The organism is Pedobacter fastidiosus, from assembly GCF_014306625.1.
GTDB lineage: Bacteria > Bacteroidota > Bacteroidia > Sphingobacteriales > Sphingobacteriaceae > Pedobacter > Pedobacter fastidiosus.
In genome coordinates, this window is record NZ_JACRYL010000009.1 from 213,853 (window position 1) to 232,843 (window position 18,991).

Here is an 18,991-nt window from a genome sequence, read left to right on the forward strand (position 1 = left end):
GGGATGGAAGCGGTATCCCCCGATTCTTTTTTCATCGGGGATAAAGCAAACAGCCCGACTAACCTTAAAATGAAAAACTGCCATTGCTTTACAAAAAAAATCTGTTGCGCCCAAGATGGCAAATCAATGGGTCTGGGGTTGTAAGACGATTTCAAAAACCACTTATAAATAAAAAAGCTGCCCTTGGGTAAAGGCAGCTTAGTTTGATTGTTAATCTGGATGTATTAATGTTTTAAATCTATATCGTATTCCAAAACGTCTTTATGGTCGTATGGTTCTTCCATCAACTCATCAATTGTTTTAGTTTTCTTGTTGAAACCTAATTTATCCAACATAATATCGAAAATTAAGTACACAACGGGTACAACAATCAAGGTTAAGAATAACGAACTGGTTAAACCACCAACGATAACCCATGCCAAACCGTTTTTCCATTCTGCACCTGCACCACTCGCCAAAGCGATTGGAAGCATACCAAAAATCATGGCGATGGTTGTCATTAAGATTGGGCGTAAACGTGCATGGTTAGCTAAAATTAAGGCTTCAATTGTGTTTTTACCTTCTGCTTTCATGTGGTTGGTAAAATCGACCAAGATAATTGCATTCTTCGCAACCAATCCCATTAGCATAATGAAACCTAGAATGGTAAAGATACCGATAGAGTTATTTGTTAAAGCTAAGGCTAAGAACGCACCAATTAAGGCCAGCGGCAGCGAGAACATTACCACAAGTGGATAAACAAAACTATCGTATAACGCAACCATAATTAGGTAAACCAAGATAATTGAAGCCAATAATGCAATTCCTAAAGTACCAAAACCTTCTGCTTGGTTTTCCTCATCGCCACCCCAAGTATAACTTACACCGATTGGTGCTTTTAATTTACCGTTATCTTGAAGTTTAATTAATTGTGCCTTAAAATCTGCAACTACTGTTCCTGTTGGTCTACCGATAGATTGTGCCTGAACAGATACCGAAGTAGATTTGTTTAAGCGCTCTAGCTGACTTGGGCCAGAACCTTCAGTAATTGTTGCGAACTGAGACAATTTAATTTGTGCACCTTGATCGTTAATAAAAATAAGGTTACGCACATCATCAATATCTTTTCTGTTGAAATCTTGATACTGAATATTGATGTCGTATTCGTATTCGCCTTTTCTATATTTACCATCGGTGTTTCCGGCAAATGCAGTTTGCATGGTAGAGCCAACGGTAGAAAGCGTTAAGCCAACAGCCGACATTTTATCTCTATCTACCGCAACATTAATCTCAGGAGTACCTTTTTCTACAGAAAGTTTAATCTCGGTAGCGCCAGGAATTGTTTTAAGTAAAGCTTGGGCACCTTGAGCATATTTTAAAGCACTATCTAAGTTTGAGCCCATTACCACCAAACTAATTGGGGCATTTTCTGCAATCCCTAAAATACTAATTGGAACGGTTTTAACTTTTGCTCCAACTAATTCTTTCGCTAAAGCACGACTCATTTTCGTTGCAAAAATATCTGATGACATGCCTTCGCGTTTATCGCGTTCTACCAGCTTAACATTAATTTCTGATTTATAAGCTGTAGCTTGAGTTCCACCGAAATCTCCACTGGCTTGGCCAACCGTAGTAATTAATTGAATAATTTCTGGTTGTTTGTCCAAGAAAGCCTCGGCTCTTTGTGTGTAGAAATTGGTTTTTGATAATGGAGCATCTTTAGGAAGCTCGATTTGAATTAAGAACTCACCTTTATCAGATTTAGGGAAAAATTCCGATCCGATAAAACCAGCTCCAGCCAACCACATTGCCGCAACAAATAATACAACAACCGCTGCAATTGTGCGTCTTTTATGGTTTAAAGACCATGTTAAAATACTGGTAATCCATATGGTAAATTTCTTTAATTGCTTTTCAAACCATAGAATGAAACGGCCGAAAATATTTTTGCCCTCAATGTGCTCTAACTTTCCATATCTAGAGAAAAGTAATGGAACAATAGTAAATGACGCCACCAAAGAAAGCAATGTTGCAATAATTACAACCACACAGAACTGACGTAAGATATTAGATACCAAACCAGAACTAATTGCAATTGGGAAGAATACCACCACAATTACCAAAGTAATGGATACGACGGTAAAACCAATTTCACGGGTTGCATCAGAAGCTGCCCTCACTTTGTTTTTACCCATTTCCATGTGACGCTGGATGTTCTCCAATACCACAATTGCATCATCCACAAGGATACCAACCACAAGGGATAGACCAAGTAAAGACATTAAGTTTAAGGTAAAACCGAATAAGTTGATTCCGATAAAAGTCGCAATTAATGATGCTGGAATCGATACCATTACAATTAACGCATTACGTAAACTGTGCAAGAAGAAAAGCATTACGAAAGCCACTAAAATAACGGCTAAAATTAAATCGTGAATTACGGCATCGGCAGATTCTAAAGTGAAAATTGAGCTATCGTTAACAATTTTAATATCAAGCTTATTGGCGGCATATTCCAATTTAAGTTTCTCAATAACGGCGTGTGTACCTTTACTCACTTCTACCGCATTCGCATCACTTTGTTTAATAATTTGAATTGCAATGGAAGCTTTACGATCTACACGGGCCAGTTTTTCAGTTTCTTTTTGAGAATCCTGAACATCGGCAACATCGCCTAAACGAATTTGAGCACCATCTTTAGAAGTAGTTAAAACCAAGTTTCTAAGTTCTTCTATACTTCTGTATTTACCCGATAAACGAATTAAGACATCTTGATTTTGAGTTTTAACACTACCAGTAGGGAAATCCAAATTGGAAGTTAAAATCATTTGCTGTACCTGAGGCACAGAAAGGTTATAACCCTGTAATTTATTGGCATCTAACGAAACCTGAATTTCGCGTTCTGATCCACCGATTAAGTTAACCTGTGCAACACCTGTTACCCTCGAAATAACCGGAGCAATACGCTTATCAATTAAATCGTAAAAGGTAATATCATCCATGTTTGCAGAAGCCGTCATGGTGATAACCGGTAAATCATCTAGCGAGAACTTACTTAAAGATGGTGTTTTTACATCCTCAGGCAACTGAGAAAGAATTGCATTTACTTTACGTTGTGCATCGTTTAATGAAATATCGATGTTTGCTTTATCTGTTAAAGTGATGGTTACTGTTGATAAACTCTCGAATGAAACAGAGTTTATTTTCTTGATATTTTCCATCGATGATACCGCATCTTCAATCTTTTTGGTTACGGTATTTTCAACCTCATTTGGTGATGCACCAGGATAAATGGTTGATATAGATACTACGTTGTTCGAGAATTTTGGAAGTAATTCATAGCCCAACGAAAAGTAACTTAATAGCCCAAGTAAAGTAAGTGCGGTAAACACTACAATTACCAACGTGGGCCTTTTTATAGATATGTCTGTTATCTTCATTTTAATTTTTTATTGCGATTGAACTAATATTATCCTTCGACACGCTCAGGATGACAATCTGTAAATTTGATATTGACAAAAAATTTATTTAACGATGCTCACGGCAGTACCATCAGCTAAGTTAATCTGTCCACTGGTAATTACAGTTTCTCCTTCAGCTAAGCCATCAAGAACTTCAACATTATCACCTAAAATACGTCCGGTTACTACCTTGCGTGTTTTCGAAGTGTTATTGGTTTTATCCAAAACAAATACTTGGTTACTGCTTACACTACCCACAAATGATGTACGAGGGATAAGAATGCTCGGTGCTTGTTTAGGAAACTTAAATATTGCAGTTCCGTACATACCAGCTTTCAACGTGTTTTTGTTGCCATTATCAACTTCAATTTCGATTGGGAAATTTAAGGTAGCATCTGCTTTAGCGGCAATGAACGTTACTTTTCCTGAAAACTTATCGTTCGGGAAAACCGAAGATTTGATGTCGATCATATCACCAATTTTAAGGTTGGCAACTTGCGATTCGTTTACGTTTACCTTAAGTTTCAATTTAGAAACATCAACCAATTCGAATAATTGAGTTCCCTGTGTGTTTACAAAGGCACCAACTTCAATGTATCTTTTGTTTACAATCCCGTTAATTGGCGATTTAATGTTTGCATCACTCACTTTTCTTTGTGAAGCTTGTAAACGCAATTTTGCATTTCTTGTAGCCAATTTAGCTTGATCTAACTGTTGTTGAGTTACGCCACCAGTTTCGTAAGAACTTTGGTATCTAGCCTCATCTCTTTGTGCATTTTGATAAGTTGCTTGGGCAGTTTCTCTATCTGTATTGATAATTTCTGCATCAACACGAGCTAAAACCTGTCCTTTGCTTACGCGATCACCTTCATCTACATAAATAGCGGTAACACGGCCAGCATTTTCTGATAAGAAATTAAGTTCTTGTTTAGGAATGAAATTTCCGTTTGCACTGAAATCTAAATCCACTACCTTTTTTTCTACAGTAGCAACACGAACTGCAACAGCACCGCCGCCTTTAGCAATGAAAGCTGTTTTCTCTGCGTTATTCTTCTTATTGTTTGTTAAAACATAAGCTATTGCACCAAGGGCAACAACAATTACGACGATTATGATTATTACTCTTTTCATTTCTATTGTACTAGCGATTTAATATTTCCGTTTGATTTTATTAATTGTATTTCGGCTATTTTATAATTCAATAGCGCTTGTGTATAACTGTTTTGTGCTTGGGTTAGCGAGTTTTCGGTATCCAATAAATCAGTTAAAGAAGCTAAGCCGTTGTTGTAGTTATTCTGTGTGCTCTTATAAATCTCTTGCGCCAAATCTGCGTTTTTGCGTTGAGAAGTTATCGTATTCAAGTTGTTGCGAAGCTGAATTTTAGCATTCTCGTAAGCTAAATTTAAAGAATTTACAGATTCCTTTCTATCTTCTTTTGCCTTCTTAATATCTACATCTGCCTGGCGGATTTTTGAACGCGTTAAAAAGCCATTAAAAATTGGCACTTTTAAAGTTAAACCCACTGCTGATGCTCCATAACCAATTGCAGCTGCATTGGAACTTAAGAAATCGAAACCATCGCTCTGACTTGAATATGTATAGTTACCGGTTAAAGCTAAACTAGGATAATATTCGGCCACGTAAGCTTTTCTCTGCAGCGATAGAAGTTTATCCTGTGTGTTCAATAACTTAACCTCTGTGCGGTTTCCAAAATCTATAGATTCTGCAAACTGTGGCAACTGACTAACCTCTGTCAACTCTGTTTTTGGTAGTGAAATAGCGTTTGTTACAGGCATGCCCATCGAAAACTTTAACTGATTTTCCAATTGAGTAATTGCGTTAAGCGTTTGCTCGCGTTGGGTAGTTAAATTTGTAATGTTTACGCTAATCCGATCCACATCAATTTTTCTAGCCAATCCGTTTTTGTATTGATTAGAAACAATTTTTTCTACTACTCTAACATTCTTAATGTTGGTATCGATTACATTTAACTGTTCTCTTGTTACCAATACCTGATAATAGTTGTTGGCTACCAACTCTATAATCTGTTCTTCGGTTAATTGAGAAGTTAAACTGTAGTATTCTTCGCTAGATCTTGCTGCTTGCAAACCTGTAAAAACCTGTTGGTTAAACAATTGTTGCGAAAGCTGAATACCAGCAGTTGAATTCCAGTTTTGACCTAATTTAATAGCCTGTGTTTGGCCACCAAAGTTTGCAACCAACTGGCCAATGATAGGGTTATACGTTAAACCTGCATTACCTGTAAGTTGAGGTAAAGCCTGAGCCCTCACTTCCTGAACCTTGTATCTACCACCTTCAATATCCAATTTCGACTTGCGAACATTGGTATTGTTTTGAAGCGCAAAGGTTAGCGCATCCTTTAAGGTAACCTGCTGCTGAGCAGATACCAGTTGTGGTAAAGCCATGCCGGTGATCAGTATGAGCATTAATTTTACCATTTTTACTCTAAGCATAATGTATTGATTTTTTGTTTTAAGAGCCTCACCCCAGCCCTCTCCGAAGGAGAGGGAGTAGTTAGCGCCCTGTTGTTTGTTTTTATTTGGTCTTTGTTTTTCAAGCTTTCAGCTTTGATTTTTCTAACACTTCAATCCTTTTGCGAAAATTGTTGAAAGGTCTTTTTGTTTTAAAGTCATTTTGTTTACTGCTTTTTTATCTGGAAGTAAATCTTTTCCAAGTTCTATAATGCACATATTGGTTAACCCAAGTAAGCTTTCCAAATAAAGCTCGGCAACGTGTGGCATGTTTTCATGTTTGATTTCGCCTTTCTCTTGAGCTCTTTCGAAAATTTGTGCATAAAAAACCTTTTCCGAATCTTTTAATGATGTGAACTTTTTCTTCATCACTTCATCATTAAAAATGTCTGGAACTCCTTCTGAAATCTTCAACATAAAATACTTCATAAAAAAAGTATTTCGGATATCGATAGTTTGAAAAAGAACAGTTTCCAATGGTGCATCCGGATTGTATTTCTTCTTTAATTGTTCAAAATAATCTGTAAATACTTTTTCTATTACACCAACGATTAAACTTTTCTTATCTGGGAAATAATAATAAAGAGATGGTTTAGAAACTGAAAGATCCTCAGCAATATCGTTCATGGTGGTTTTACCAATGCCGAAATGGCTAAAGCGTTTTATAGCACCTTCAATAATCTGTTCTCTCTTTTTATCCGCTACAATCATTTTACTTTTCTACTTTCTGACTTTTTTAATATTTTAGTCAAAAATAGTGCTAAATTTTGATTTATTAATCAAGTGATTAAAAATTGAAATAAAGCTTACAGTTTAATGACACTTTTAAGCTTTTGCATTGGTTTATATATATTTACACCATAAATCTTCTAGAGTGTCAGTAATAATAAATCTCTTAATTGTCCTAATTACCATTGTTTTGATGGAATGCCTTTCTTGGGTAATCCACAAATATTTATTCCACGGGCCACTTTGGTTTATGCATAAAACCCATCATCAGAAATCGGATTCGTTTTTTGAATGGAACGATTTATTTGCCATTCTCTTTGCTGGCATTTCAATTTACCTCATGTTTATCGATCGAGAAAACTTTGGCTCTCGGTTTTTTATCGGGGTAGGAATTACCCTTTACGGACTAATTTATTTTATTGTTCACGATTGGTTTGTACACCGCCGAATCACAACCTTTAAAAGCAATAACACTTATTTGCAAGCTGTTCGTAAGGCGCATAAAATTCACCATAAGAATAGGGGAAAAGCAAATGGGAAAGCTTTTGGGTTGCTTTTTGTAAAAAGGAATATTTTGGATTGAAAATAATTTATTTTAACTAATTATTTAGTTATATTCGTTTAATCAAATATAACGATGAAATTACGTATTCTCTTTTTGCTCGCCATCTCTTCATTATCGCTAAATGCGCAAGTTATAAACTTTAATGTTCAGGGAACTGTTCAGAAAATCCAAAAAGCCAAATTTGTTTATTTAGTAAGTTTAAATGAGGTTAAGGGAAAGCCCGATCTGTTTATGATAAGCCCTTTGGTGAATGGTCAATTTCAAGTTTCGGGGAAATCAAATTTGGATGGAGCTTTATTGAGGTACGGTTTTTTGTTTCTTGATGAACGCGGCGATATTTCTTTGGAAGATGTTAAACTGAACATAAAGTCGAATAAATGGTTTGTTGGTGGTACTGCATGTTTAAAAAGTATTATCCTTGAAAATGTAAAGCTCGAATTCGAAAATCCATTTAACATAAGCAATTCGAAAATTCTAGATGGCGGGTTTTACCTTAAGCAATATGAGGAGGTTATGCTCACTTGGAAAAACAGGGATTTGCCAGAATTTGTAAAAAAATACCCAGACTCTCCCTTCTCTTTAATCGAAATCGAAAGGCTCTATAATATGTCTACTTCGCCTATAGGCGGTAAAATGGGGGTTGCTCAGTTTGGGTCGCCGAAAGATTTATTTGCTGCGCTTTCTCCAAGGATGAAAAAAACTAAACAAGGTATTGAATTGAAAAGAAAAATGGATCAATCCTTAAAGATTAAATAAAATTTTGAATCTTCTGCAAGATGAGATGTTGTTTGTCCTTATAAAACTTTCGCTCGAACTTTCTAAGTAGTTATACGTTAATTATTAATGAAGCATTTTAGAAACCTATTTATTTTTTCCTCTTTATCTCTACTTATTTTTTCTTGTGGAAAGAAAACGAATAAAGATCGGGCTGACGAACTGGTCGAATCCAAATATGAAACTTCCAATCAGAAACTCGATTTTGAAAACGCTAAATTGGATAGTCTTTTTAACATTACACCAAAGGCTTACTCAGATAGTTTGAAAAGAGGAATTGAGTTAGATTCAACTTTGGCCGTTTTAGAAAGCCAGATCGAACAATTTAGTCAGAAGGAATCAGATAGCGTTGGTAAAATTAGTGCAGCGCTGACTAAGGAAAGATATAGATTGTTGGATTTTGCTAAGACAAAACCTCAGTTTATTGGATGGAAACTATCTGGAGTTAAAATAGAAGGTGTAAAATCAGAAATTCTTACATTCAATTTTGATAAAAGTATTTCGAAGATTGTGGAGTAATCTGAAAAGCGTTTTTTGCTTAGGTAGGATCCTTTCCCATAAGCTTCAATTTTTTGTTTATAGCCCCGGGCGAAGCGATATCCCTTGAGCATAGCGAAAGGATTTAGCAAAGCACGGGAACACACTTTAATAGATTTTCTGGGTTTGCGCTTCTTAAATTCTCTTATTAGCAACAGATTTACAAATGATTATTATTAAATTATACCAAATAAATAGTCTTCCTTTCCGCGACTAATAAATTAACCCTATAAGAAATATAAGATCAAATAAATATGTTTTCTTATATGGTAAATATCTAATGCATTGGTATTATTCTACCGTGAAGGCAAAGTTTTGATCTATAAATCTGTAGCTTTTTGTTAATGAATTTCGTTGCTCGGGGTAAATAATTACTTTTGTGCGCACAACACAAAAACTATATGCTTCAAATTCAAGAAAATATTTCACTTAAAGCTTATAACTCATTCGGTATTGATGTTAAGGCTAAGTTTTTTGCTGAAATTTTTAATGAAGATGATTTGAAGGCGTTATTCCAGAACGAATTAGTTCATAATCAAAAATTGTTAATTGTAGGTGGTGGAAGTAATATCCTCTTTACTCAAAATTACGATGGCTTGGTTATCAAAATGAGCATTAAAGGAATAGGATCGAGCATAGAAGTGGATAAAGTTTTGGTAACTGCTGGTGCTGGAGAGGTTTGGAACGATTTTGTAAACTATTGTGTAACGCATGGTTTTGCGGGTGTAGAAAACCTAAGCTTAATTCCTGGAACTGTAGGTGCCTCGCCAATTCAAAATATTGGTGCTTACGGCGTAGAATTGAAAGATGTTTTTGAAAGTTGCACTGCTTTCGAAATTAAAACCGGAAAATTAACAACCTTTACTTTTGCCGATTGCCATTTTGGCTATCGAGAAAGCATTTTTAAAAGCGAACTAAAAGGACAATACATTATTACTTCGGTAACATTTAAACTTGCTACTGAGGCAAAAATTAATACTTCTTACGGAGCAATAGAAATCGAACTTGAAAAAAGAGGAATAGAAAAACCGAATATAGCCGATGTTTCTGCTGCGGTTTCGCACATTAGAGTAAGCAAACTTCCCGATCCAAGTACAATAGGCAATGCAGGAAGTTTTTTCAAAAATCCAGTAATTGAGAAGCATGAATTTGCCGATGTTGTAGCAAAACACCCCGATGTGGTGCATTATGCTACAACCGATGATAAAATTAAACTTGCAGCGGGTTGGTTAATAGAACAGTGCGGTTGGAAAGGTAAAGTAGTTGGCCAAACAGGTACTTGGAAAAACCAAGCTTTGGTTTTAGTTAACCATGGTAGTGCAACTGGCACGGAGGTTTTTAACTTTTCTGCACAAATTATAGACAGTGTAAAGTCTACTTTTGGAGTCACATTAGAACGAGAAGTAAATATTTTGTGACGAAAATACGCTTTTGCGTACTTCTACGCTTTTGGCACGGTGTAATTTTTTTTTGGTACTAAGTTTGTTTATGTTTCAGTGTAAATGAGAACAAAATCATTTGTTTTTAATCATCCCTAAAGCTAAACATCATGACAAAATTTGAATTCAACCATCTTGTTAACCATCACTCGGTATCTCTTAGATCTTACGCGTTAAACTTTACAAAAGATGCAGAAGACGCAAATGATCTTGTTCAGGATACAATGCTTAAAGCTATTACCTATTACAATAAATTTAAAGAAGGTACTAATTTAAAAGGCTGGTTGTTCACGATCATGAAAAACACTTTTATTAACAACTATCGCCGTTTAGTTAAAACAAATACATTAATTACCCAGAGCGAGGATATCTCTTCAGCAAATCTTTCTTTTAGTGCCACTAAAAATCAGGCAGAGAGTAAATTTGTAATGGGTGATATTGATAAAGCATTAGCACAATTGCCTCAAGAATATTATGTTCCATTTATCCGTTATTTCGAAGGTTATAAATACCACGAAATTGCAGATATGCTACAAATTCCAATTGGTACAGTTAAAACTCGTATTCATGTAGCAAGGGGCATACTTAAAAAATACCTTAAAACGTATTCTAAAGACCTAGCCATTGCAGAAATGGTATAAAATACATCAATTGAAAAACTGAAGGCTCAGATTTATCTGGGCCTTTTTTATTTTGTTTTTTTATAGAAGAGCAGTGTATGTAATTCTTAGGTTGGTTTCTGTCCCGCTTTGCCTCCTGCCGATGAAGAATCGGCATCCGTTCAATCGGGTCTAGTTAACTTTGGTAATATGAGCGTTCGTAACGGTATTCTTAATATACCAGCATTTTTGCTGTAAGTATATTGCTTTATATTAAAAAAGAAATGCATTACCTAAAATCTGCGTAAATCATTTTAATCTGCGGGAAATATGCTTGATGTGAAGTTGTGATTGATTTATGTGTCCTGGAAAGGACTCGCATCTCTAGCCCTGCACAAATATCCAAAGTCAAAAAGAAAAATCCTTTAAAAAGCAAAAGGCCTGGGAACTCCCGGGCCTTTTTGCTTATCATATATTTGGTTAGTTGATTCTTATGTTTTATTTCAACAATTCGCCTTCTCTCTAATTCCGAAACAAATGCAAACCTTGATGTAATGTGTGTTTCAAGTTAAATTTGCAGTGTTTTTGTTTTGTGGTTATAAAGATAAGCGAAATTTTAAATTTGTCAAGCTTTTTTTAACTTTTTTTTTATTTCTTTTGCTGCCACCTGTCCAGATATGATTGCAGGGGGTACTCCGGGGCCTGGAACGGTTAATTGCCCGGTATATAAAAGATTTGTTACTTTGCTTTTCATGCTTGGTTTTAGAAAAGCCGTCTGTTTCAAAGTGTTAGCTAATCCATACGCATTGCCTTTAAATGCATGATAGTCTTCGATAAAATCGTTCATGGCATAACTTCGTTTAAATAAAATGCTATCACTTATGTCGTTTCCAGTTAAATTTTTGAAGCGATGAACCAGTAAATCAAAATACTTTTGGCGTTCGCTTTCGTTATCTTTCAATCCGGGAGCGATTGGGATTAAAAAAAACAAATTCTCACATCCTTCAGGTGCTACGCTTGAATCTGTTATGGATGGACAGCAGGCGTAAAACAAAGGTTTTGATGGCCACTTAGGTTCAGTGTAAATTTCTTCGGCGTGCTCATCAAAATTTTCATCGAAGAATAAATTGTGGTGCAGAATGTTTTTTAACTTTTTATTTAACCCGATATAAAACAATAGGCAAGATGGGGCCATTGTTCTGCTGTCCCAATATTCTGCAGAATAGTTTCTGTAGGGTTCATCCAAAAGGTGCTGATCGATGTGATGGTAATCGGCATTGCCAACAATAAAATCTGTTTTATAAGTTCCTTTGTTGGTTAAGATTTCTTCCGCGATACCTTTATTTACAACTATTTTTTTTACTTCGGTATCGAAAATAAATTTTACGCCTTGTTCTTCGGCTATCTTTTGCATCGCCGAAACAATTTTGTGCATTCCGCCGATTGGATACCAAGTACCTAAAACTAAATCGGCATAATTCATTAAACTATACAGTGCTGGGGTATTTTGTGGTGTAGCACCTAAAAACAAAACTGGAAATTCTAACAACTTTCTAAGCTTATCATTTTTAAAAAGTTTATGAACATGCTTGCGCATATTACCCAAAAGCTGAAGCTTTATTCCACTTACGGCTAAGCGTGGGTCGAAATACTCCATTACACTGTGTGAAGGCTTAAAAACATATTCGTTCATGCCTACATCGTATTTGTATTTTGCCTGGGCAAGAAAGGATTCTAAATTTTTGGAGCTTCCGGGCTCAAGTTCTTCAAAAAGCTTGTATAAATCTTCGAGTGTGGAAGGAACATCCATAATGTCATCCTTACCAAAATAAATTCGGTAAGAAGGACTTAATCTTTTTAGCTCATAAAAATCGGAAGTTGTTTTGTTGAATAATTTAAAGTAGTTTTCAAAAACATCAGGCATCCAATACCAGCTTGGTCCCATGTCGAATAAGAAACCATCTTTTTCCCAAGTTCTGGCTCGGCCACCAGCCATTTCATTTTTTTCTAAAACAGTTACGTCGCAACCATCTTTTGCTAGCAATGCAGCTGCAGATAAGCCAGCAAAACCAGCACCAATAACCGTAATTTTAGGTTTTTTATCCATTGTGTAAATAAAGCGATTTTTAAGGATTTTGTTTGAGGTATTTGCGTTATGATTATCGGAATTTTTTAATCTTTTGTAATTTTTTTGTTGGTGGTTAATTAAAGATTGGTGTTTCATCGCTTGCAGATTCTTCGCTGTGTTCAAAATGACAGCGTGGGTTTGTTCGTTCTTATGGATCTAAGGATTTTTAATCCTTAATAATTCATTTACTAATGCGTTTACAAGCGTCAAAAAAATCCAATTCCCTTTTCTTACCTTTGTTTAACACATGATTAAACTTAAAATTTTATTTCTTTTCTTCTTTGTCTCCGTATTTCAATTGGTCAAAGCTCAATTATCTCCAAAGGAAATTGCCGTTCTTAAAACCGACTTAATTAAGGCTGTCGAGAATTCAAAACTTACCGATTCCTTGTCTGATCGGTTGAACAATTTGCCAAATAAAACAGGGCTTATTACTGCATACGCAGGTACACTCGAAGCACTCAAAGCAAAACATTCATGGAATCCTTATAACAAAATTAAATATGTAAAGCTTTCACTTAACACCATGCAAAAAGCAATCAACATGGATAAGGAGAATATGGAAATTCGTTTCATGCGTTTTTCTATTGAACATTTTACACCATCTTTTTTGAGTTTTAGTAAAGATTTAGCAGTTGATAGAAAAGAAATTGTAAAACATTATCAAAACAATAACTTTGGCGTTACCGACAAAGAGTTGATTAAAAATGTAGCCAAATTTATGATTGACAGCAAGCGCTGCACTGCAGAAGAAATTAAAATTTTAAAGAAATTTACCTAAATGAACTATACTTATTTACTCATCAATATTGCCGTAATTTTCTTTCCACTGGTTTTGTCTTTCGATAAAAAAGTGCATTTTTTTAGCAAATGGAAATTCGTTTTGCCAGCCATTTTTATAACCGGTGGGTTTTTTCTAATCTGGGATTTACTCTTTGTAAAGTTAAACGTTTGGTCTTTCAACCCAGATTATATTATTGGTGTTAAGTTATTTGGTTTGCCTCTCGAAGAGATTTTATTCTTTTTAACAGTTCCTTACGCCTGTGTTTTTATTTACGAATGTTTGAACGCATATTTCCCTAAAGATAGTTTGCAGAAGTACAGTTTCTCTGTAAGTAATTTGTTATTGGGTTTGTGTATTGCGATGTTTTTTTTAGGCTACAACCGCTGGTACACCGTAATTAATTTCGGTTTTTTGTTTTTTGTTTTGGGTTATGTAGAATACGCAAATATCGAATTTAGATTTATGTATAAATTTTATAGAACTTACGTGGTTGCGCTGATTCCTTTTTATATTGTTAATGGGTTTTTAACCGCAATACCTGTTGTTATGTATAATGATAAAGAAAACCTTGGCTTTCGTGTAGGAACCATTCCTTTTGAAGATCATTTTTACTTAATGGGATTGCTTTTGATGAATATTTATTTGTATGAGTTTTTTAAAAATAGGGTTACAATAAAAACAGAAGTTGTCTAGTTTTTTGGAAATGAACGGTTCGTGGTTCTTGGAGATTTTCAGGCCTGCTTTCCATTACAAGTCCGCTCCCGAAGAAAAATCGGGATTACGGGCTTTTCATTACAATCAGGTTTATTAACAACGTTTCTGCACCCTGCAAACCGTAAAAATGAAAAACAGTTTTAGCCATTTAGCCCCGATTGGAGCGAGCATGTAGCATCAGCCCTCGTGGCTGATTAGCAAATAAAGCGAAAAGTGGGATGAAAGTTATTGGTTTGCAAAGGCATTGCGCTCCCAAAAAAAATATAGAAAATGGATTTACCAATATATACTAAACAACAATTGGCTTTGCGCAACGGACAGGATAAACTGCAAATTTGGGTAGCTTATAAAGGTTTTATTTACGATATGACTGAAAGTAGGCTGTGGCGAAATGGTAAGCATTACGAACATTGGGCTGGGCAAGATTTAACAGACGAATTGCCAGATGCACCACACACGGAGGCTGTTTTTGAAAAATTTGTACCGATTGGAAAAGTAAAATAGCCATTAATTCACGGTAAAATAATGTGTGAATCAATGGCTAAATTTTTATAATTAACTAGAAGTTAAACGCCTAAAATCATTAAAGTTCGATTGTGAAAGCACTTAATTTAACAAACTCTTGAATTCTTGCTGCAACCTCTTCGTCCGTTAGGTTTAATAATTTCTCTGTGCCAAATTTCTCCACGCAGAATGATGCCAATGCAGAACCATAAATAATTGCATTTTTCATGTTATTGAAGTTAATGGTTCCAACTTTGGCCAAGTAACCAATAAAACCACCCGCGAAAGTATCACCAGCACCTGTTGGATCAAAAACCTCAGCCAATGGCAATGCAGGAGCAGAGAAGATTTGATCTTCGTGGAACAACAAAGCACCATGCTCACCTTTTTTAATAATCAAATATTTTGGTCCCATGGTCAGGATTTTCTTCGCTGCTTTAACTAAAGAGTATTCTCCTGATAATTGGCGAGCTTCTGCATCATTAATGGTTAGAACATCAACCATTTTAATGGTTTCCAATAAATCATCCATCATAATATCCATCCAGAAGTTCATGGTATCCATTACGATTAATTTTGGGCGGTTTTTAAGGCGTTTAATAACCGTTTGCTGTACTTGAGGTGTAAGGTTGCCCAGCATTAGGTATTCGCAGTCCTGATAGCTTTCTGGGATAATTGGGTCAAAGTTTTCCAATACATTCAATTCGGTAATTAAAGTATCGCGACTGTTCATGTCGTTATGGTATTTTCCCGACCAGAAAAAAGATTTTTCGCCTGCTTTGATTTGTAAACCTTCGGTATCAATTCCATGCTGAGTAAAGATGTCGATATCCGATTGTTGGAAATCATCACCCACAACTGCAACAATTTTAGCTTTATTATAGAAGTAAGAAGCAGCCAAACTAGCGTAAGTTGCGGCGCCACCAACAATTTTATCCGTTTTTCCGAATGGAGTTTCAATAGCATCAAAAGCTACAGTACCTATGATTATCAGGCTCATATATTTAATTTTGAATTTTTTTAAAAATTTTTCACTGCAAATATTGCATAAATAATTTAAAAGCCCTAATATTGCATTCCCAAAACGAACAAGGGTATATGTACTGCAAAGCATATTTAACCTCGTTTTAGGAAACGACCAGTACTCCTTCTTAGCTCAGCTGGTTAGAGCATCTGACTGTTAATCAGAGGGTCGCTGGTTCGAGCCCAGCAGAGGGAGCTCAGATTTTCAGGTCCGAAAATCGCAAAAAACCCCATTTCTAGCAATAGAATGGGGTTTTTTATTTCCAAAACAGGAAGTTTCCTAATCCCAGACATCTTTTCAATTACCATCTTTCGTCAAGTTTTACAGCAAAAGCTGTATAATTTAACGAATATGTTCTACAAATATTTAACAGAAAAATCCCGTGATATAGGACTTCCGGTATCCGTAAACTTAATTTTTCAGTTAAAAAATGGCAACAGTAGATGCAAAAGTTTATGTGCACCATTACAAAAGTGATGGTACATGCAATGTAAAAATCAAGGTGTATCACAAAGGGCAGCACCGATTTATCGACACTTCCCACTATCTATGTGACAAACAGCTAAAAAAACATCCCGAAAATAAGGGAGAGTTTGTCATTAAGGATTCATTTGTTAAAAAACTTGTTAACGATGAGCTGGATCAGTACAGACTTATGATTGGTAATCTTGGCTCTAGGTTAAAGTTGTTCAGTCCCGATGATTTAAAAAGCTTTTTGGTGCAATCTGATACCAGCATTGACTTCATTGAGTTCTGTGAACAATTTATTAGTGACATTAAACAAGTTGGCAGGGACAAAAGTGCAGCTAATTTCAATACGATAAAAAACAGTCTTGTCGACTTCTTTAGTCGAAAAAAGGTGTTTGTAGATGAAATCAATATAGATATGCTATCAAATTGGGAACATTATCTGCGGAAAGAAAGAACAATAATAAGACTGAACCAACTTAGCGAGCCAGTTACAACATTGCAGAAGCCCCTAACCGATGCAAGTATTCATAATTATATGCGGGATCTGAGGTCGTTATTTAACCATGCCCGGAAAAAATACAACAGAAAAAGCTTGGGAATAATTAAAATTGAGCATTACCCTTTTGAAGAATATAGAATTATTGAAGCTCCGGAAACAAGAAAGCGAAATACAGATGTAGAAACACTTAAACTTATTAGGGATTGCAAGCCGGCGTGTAATAGTAGAGCAGAACTGGCAAGAGATTTATTTATGCTTTCGTTTTATCTGTGCGGAATTAATGCAGTTGATCTGTATCAAATTGATCAGTCAAATATTGTAAAAGGGAGGCTGGAATACAATAGATCAAAAACAAGAAATAAAAGAAAAGACAATGCCTTTATCAGCATTAAAATTATTAAAGAGGCAGACCAGCTACTTAAAAAATACATAGGGGTCCTATCCATCCGATACAGCACTATCGGAGGCCTAAACAAAGCGTTAAGTTCTGGAATGAAGGATTTATGTAAAATGCTTTCATTGGACGATATTACCTATTATTGGGCTCGTCATACGGTTGGAAATTTGGCTCGCAACAAGTGCAGAATGAGCAAAGATGATGTTGCTTTGGCACTTAACCACGTTGATCAAGGAAGGAAGACCACCGATATCTATGTGGATAAAGATTGGAGTATAATAGATGAGCTTCAGAAAAATGTAGTCGAGCTTTTGGAAACTAGCAACAATTTATTTACCGAAAAATAAACACGCATTACACCTCCAATCCAAGTATGGGCTGTATTTTGCAGCTCATACATGGTTATTAAATTAATTATAAATCCTAAATCCTAAATTTGAAATATCATGAAGAATCTGACTTTATTTTTCCTGACCTGTATAATTGCAACTGGAGCATTCCTTGCCGGAACAACAATGAAAAATCCCTTACCTGCTTTTATTGTAGCGTTTGGTGTTTGGATGTTATTCTTGTATAGAATTGGCAGGAAATAATTTTAAAACAAACTTATTTCAAAGTAGTCAATGTAGGGCGATCTATATGTGAAATTCCGGTTAAAAAACATATCGGCTAGAAAAGGGCACCTTTATCAAACCCGTTTAGACGGAGCTACTCATTGTTCTAATTCAATCGCTCTTTTGGCAATTGAATTAAAATATGCTCATGCTTGGCAAACAATTTTGCTAGCTTTTCTTTACGATGTTCAAGAACACTTAGTCTGCACACAATCATTCCAATCATATAAACCATGGCAATAAATAATGTTCCAAATATTAAATTTCTATAAAAGAAATCTCCAAGGTTATCGGATAGGTCTGACTTTATCCAATTAATCTGAGGCTTATTGGGAAGGTAGGATATTTCAGCATTAACAGGATAATTAGATTTTTTCCAGGCTACTTTATCAAGAGTAAAAGTATGAGCACTTGATTTGATTACTTTGCCATTTGGTAGTGTAAATGTGTATTCAAAGTCACGCATTCTTGGACTATCGGAATATTGATATAAGCCCGCTTCACCAGAAATTTTGCCTATGGCAACTGATCCATGCTTTATTAATTGAAAATGGCGGTCAGGGCTAATGTGCTCTCCCCACAAGAAAAAATAAATGAGTATTAGAATAGCAATATCAAGCCATGGAAACCATACGTTGTAAATTTCCTTGAAGAACAGGATAGTCTGTGCTTTAATTCTTTTGATTTCCATTGAGAACGAGTGTGTTAAAAACTAAAACCTAAATTAGGAATAAAAATTATTTATTCCTAAAGTTCTAATTTACAGTTATAAAAAAAAAGCAGAGATACCCTTTCGAATATCCCTGCTAAATTAACGCTCTCGCAGTAAAGATATATTTTTGAATGAAAAACCGAAAGTAATTCAGCAAATTTCTAGGGCAAACGCAGCATTATTTTCAATATTCTAATAAATAATTAAATTTGTATAAGCTCATTTTTTGCTAGATAGCTTAATTGACATACTATGTACACGGACGATACCATATTGACTACGGGTAAATATAGATTTACACTTCTTTGTAGGGTTCCGCCAGAATATTTACTAAACTTATATACGAGAAAGAATAAAGCAAACCTTGAACTTTATGAATATGTGGAAAGGAACCTTTCATTAATTGAAGCACGAGCAAGTGGTGAAGTTGAAATTCCTGTACTCGACATTACTTGCAAAAAAATTTATTTATTTCTCTGAAAAAGTGGCCAAGGTGCATATACCAATAAATTTGACCCCCTTTCGCCAATTTTAAATTGACCCCCAGAGTTGTTGCTTGAAAAAAGCAG

At 35.3% G+C, this 18,991-nt stretch carries 17 protein-coding genes and 1 tRNA gene; 11 read left to right on the plus strand and 7 right to left on the minus strand.

Features of this window, described 5'->3' with window-relative positions; all coding sequences use genetic code 11:
• Positions 1–224: 224 nt before the first annotated feature.
• From H7U22_RS12125 to H7U22_RS12140, 4 genes are all read right to left on the minus strand, one after another.
• The gene (locus H7U22_RS12125; protein WP_187071617.1) at positions 225–3,419 is read right to left on the minus strand and encodes an efflux RND transporter permease subunit; all 3,195 of its coding nucleotides are present in this window, start codon (positions 3,417–3,419) and stop codon (positions 225–227) included.
• An 84-nt stretch (positions 3,420–3,503) separates the two neighbouring features.
• Positions 3,504–4,571: an efflux RND transporter periplasmic adaptor subunit gene (locus H7U22_RS12130; protein WP_187071618.1), complete on the minus strand. Its 1,068-nt coding sequence runs from the start codon at positions 4,569–4,571 to the stop codon at positions 3,504–3,506.
• Positions 4,572–4,573: 2 nt separating this feature from the next.
• Positions 4,574–5,914 carry a TolC family protein gene (locus tag H7U22_RS12135; protein ID WP_187071619.1) on the minus strand — a complete coding sequence of 447 codons (1,341 nt, stop codon included), beginning with the start codon at positions 5,912–5,914 and terminating at the stop codon, positions 4,574–4,576.
• A gap of 123 nt (positions 5,915–6,037) precedes the next feature.
• On the minus strand, positions 6,038–6,643 hold the full coding sequence (locus H7U22_RS12140; protein ID WP_187071620.1) for a TetR/AcrR family transcriptional regulator: 606 nt from the start codon (positions 6,641–6,643) through the stop codon (positions 6,038–6,040).
• A gap of 163 nt (positions 6,644–6,806) precedes the next feature.
• On the opposite strand from H7U22_RS12140, the gene H7U22_RS12145 reads away from it, so the two are divergent.
• From H7U22_RS12145 to H7U22_RS12165, 5 genes are all read left to right on the plus strand, one after another.
• Entirely contained in the window at positions 6,807–7,244 is a 438-nt protein-coding gene (locus tag H7U22_RS12145; RefSeq protein WP_187071621.1) for a sterol desaturase family protein, read from the plus strand.
• 54 nt (positions 7,245–7,298) lie between these two features.
• Entirely contained in the window at positions 7,299–7,982 is a 684-nt protein-coding gene (locus H7U22_RS12150) for a hypothetical protein (protein ID WP_187071622.1), read from the plus strand.
• Between the two features lie 87 nt (positions 7,983–8,069).
• Complete coding sequence (locus H7U22_RS12155) at positions 8,070–8,519, plus strand: hypothetical protein (protein ID WP_187071623.1); 450 nt, start codon at positions 8,070–8,072, stop codon at positions 8,517–8,519.
• Positions 8,520–8,938: 419 nt separating this feature from the next.
• Positions 8,939–9,955, plus strand: coding sequence for a UDP-N-acetylmuramate dehydrogenase (gene murB / locus H7U22_RS12160; protein WP_187071624.1), 1,017 nt, complete (start codon positions 8,939–8,941; stop codon positions 9,953–9,955).
• A 131-nt stretch (positions 9,956–10,086) separates the two neighbouring features.
• Positions 10,087–10,617, plus strand: a complete 531-nt coding sequence (locus H7U22_RS12165) for an RNA polymerase sigma factor (protein ID WP_187071625.1) — start codon at positions 10,087–10,089, stop codon at positions 10,615–10,617.
• Between the two features lie 583 nt (positions 10,618–11,200).
• On the opposite strand, the gene H7U22_RS12170 is transcribed toward H7U22_RS12165, so the two are convergent.
• Positions 11,201–12,682, minus strand: a complete 1,482-nt coding sequence (locus tag H7U22_RS12170) for a phytoene desaturase family protein (RefSeq protein ID WP_187071626.1) — start codon at positions 12,680–12,682, stop codon at positions 11,201–11,203.
• Positions 12,683–12,950: 268 nt separating this feature from the next.
• On the opposite strand from H7U22_RS12170, the gene H7U22_RS12175 reads away from it, so the two are divergent.
• The 3 genes from H7U22_RS12175 to H7U22_RS12185 all read left to right on the plus strand — a co-directional run bounded on the left by H7U22_RS12175 (position 12,951) and on the right by H7U22_RS12185 (position 14,705).
• Positions 12,951–13,484, plus strand: a complete 534-nt coding sequence (locus H7U22_RS12175) for a hypothetical protein (protein ID WP_187071627.1) — start codon at positions 12,951–12,953, stop codon at positions 13,482–13,484.
• The gene (locus H7U22_RS12180) at positions 13,485–14,180 is read left to right on the plus strand and encodes a lycopene cyclase domain-containing protein (protein WP_187071628.1); all 696 of its coding nucleotides are present in this window, start codon (positions 13,485–13,487) and stop codon (positions 14,178–14,180) included.
• Positions 14,181–14,471: 291 nt separating this feature from the next.
• The gene (locus H7U22_RS12185; RefSeq protein ID WP_187071629.1) at positions 14,472–14,705 is read left to right on the plus strand and encodes a cytochrome b5 domain-containing protein; all 234 of its coding nucleotides are present in this window, start codon (positions 14,472–14,474) and stop codon (positions 14,703–14,705) included.
• Positions 14,706–14,784: 79 nt separating this feature from the next.
• On the opposite strand, the gene H7U22_RS12190 is transcribed toward H7U22_RS12185, so the two are convergent.
• Entirely contained in the window at positions 14,785–15,705 is a 921-nt protein-coding gene (locus H7U22_RS12190; protein WP_187071630.1) for a PfkB family carbohydrate kinase, read from the minus strand.
• Positions 15,706–15,850: 145 nt separating this feature from the next.
• Between H7U22_RS12190 and H7U22_RS12195 the strand changes: the two genes are divergently transcribed.
• The 3 genes from H7U22_RS12195 to H7U22_RS12205 all read left to right on the plus strand — a co-directional run bounded on the left by H7U22_RS12195 (position 15,851) and on the right by H7U22_RS12205 (position 17,689).
• Positions 15,851–15,924, plus strand: a tRNA-Asn gene (locus tag H7U22_RS12195).
• A gap of 235 nt (positions 15,925–16,159) precedes the next feature.
• Positions 16,160–17,443 (plus strand): site-specific integrase, encoded by a 1,284-nt coding sequence (locus H7U22_RS12200; RefSeq protein ID WP_187071631.1) that lies wholly within the window; start codon positions 16,160–16,162, stop codon positions 17,441–17,443.
• A 99-nt stretch (positions 17,444–17,542) separates the two neighbouring features.
• The gene (locus tag H7U22_RS12205) at positions 17,543–17,689 is read left to right on the plus strand and encodes a hypothetical protein (protein ID WP_187071632.1); all 147 of its coding nucleotides are present in this window, start codon (positions 17,543–17,545) and stop codon (positions 17,687–17,689) included.
• A 127-nt stretch (positions 17,690–17,816) separates the two neighbouring features.
• Here the strand turns inward: H7U22_RS12205 and H7U22_RS12210 are convergent, their stop codons facing one another.
• Entirely contained in the window at positions 17,817–18,401 is a 585-nt protein-coding gene (locus H7U22_RS12210) for a hypothetical protein (protein WP_187071633.1), read from the minus strand.
• Between the last annotated feature and the right edge of the window lie 590 nt (positions 18,402–18,991).

Excerpts from the sequence above, each read along its gene's own strand:
- H7U22_RS12125 (WP_187071617.1), bottom strand. The coding sequence starts at position 3,419 with ATGAAGATAACAGACATATCTATAAAAAGGCCCACGTTGGTAATTGTA.
- H7U22_RS12130 (WP_187071618.1), bottom strand. The coding sequence starts at position 4,571 with ATGAAAAGAGTAATAATCATAATCGTCGTAATTGTTGTTGCCCTTGGT.
- H7U22_RS12135 (WP_187071619.1), bottom strand. The coding sequence starts at position 5,914 with ATGCTTAGAGTAAAAATGGTAAAATTAATGCTCATACTGATCACCGGC.
- H7U22_RS12140 (WP_187071620.1), bottom strand. The coding sequence starts at position 6,643 with ATGATTGTAGCGGATAAAAAGAGAGAACAGATTATTGAAGGTGCTATA.
- H7U22_RS12150 (WP_187071622.1), top strand. The coding sequence starts at position 7,299 with ATGAAATTACGTATTCTCTTTTTGCTCGCCATCTCTTCATTATCGCTA.
- H7U22_RS12155 (WP_187071623.1), top strand. The coding sequence starts at position 8,070 with ATGAAGCATTTTAGAAACCTATTTATTTTTTCCTCTTTATCTCTACTT.
- murB (WP_187071624.1), top strand. The coding sequence starts at position 8,939 with ATGCTTCAAATTCAAGAAAATATTTCACTTAAAGCTTATAACTCATTC.
- H7U22_RS12165 (WP_187071625.1), top strand. The coding sequence starts at position 10,087 with ATGACAAAATTTGAATTCAACCATCTTGTTAACCATCACTCGGTATCT.
- H7U22_RS12170 (WP_187071626.1), bottom strand. The coding sequence starts at position 12,682 with ATGGATAAAAAACCTAAAATTACGGTTATTGGTGCTGGTTTTGCTGGC.
- H7U22_RS12175 (WP_187071627.1), top strand. The coding sequence starts at position 12,951 with ATGATTAAACTTAAAATTTTATTTCTTTTCTTCTTTGTCTCCGTATTT.
- H7U22_RS12180 (WP_187071628.1), top strand. The coding sequence starts at position 13,485 with ATGAACTATACTTATTTACTCATCAATATTGCCGTAATTTTCTTTCCA.
- H7U22_RS12185 (WP_187071629.1), top strand. The coding sequence starts at position 14,472 with ATGGATTTACCAATATATACTAAACAACAATTGGCTTTGCGCAACGGA.
- H7U22_RS12190 (WP_187071630.1), bottom strand. The coding sequence starts at position 15,705 with ATGAGCCTGATAATCATAGGTACTGTAGCTTTTGATGCTATTGAAACT.
- H7U22_RS12200 (WP_187071631.1), top strand. The coding sequence starts at position 16,160 with ATGGCAACAGTAGATGCAAAAGTTTATGTGCACCATTACAAAAGTGAT.
- H7U22_RS12205 (WP_187071632.1), top strand. The coding sequence starts at position 17,543 with ATGAAGAATCTGACTTTATTTTTCCTGACCTGTATAATTGCAACTGGA.
- H7U22_RS12210 (WP_187071633.1), bottom strand. The coding sequence starts at position 18,401 with ATGGAAATCAAAAGAATTAAAGCACAGACTATCCTGTTCTTCAAGGAA.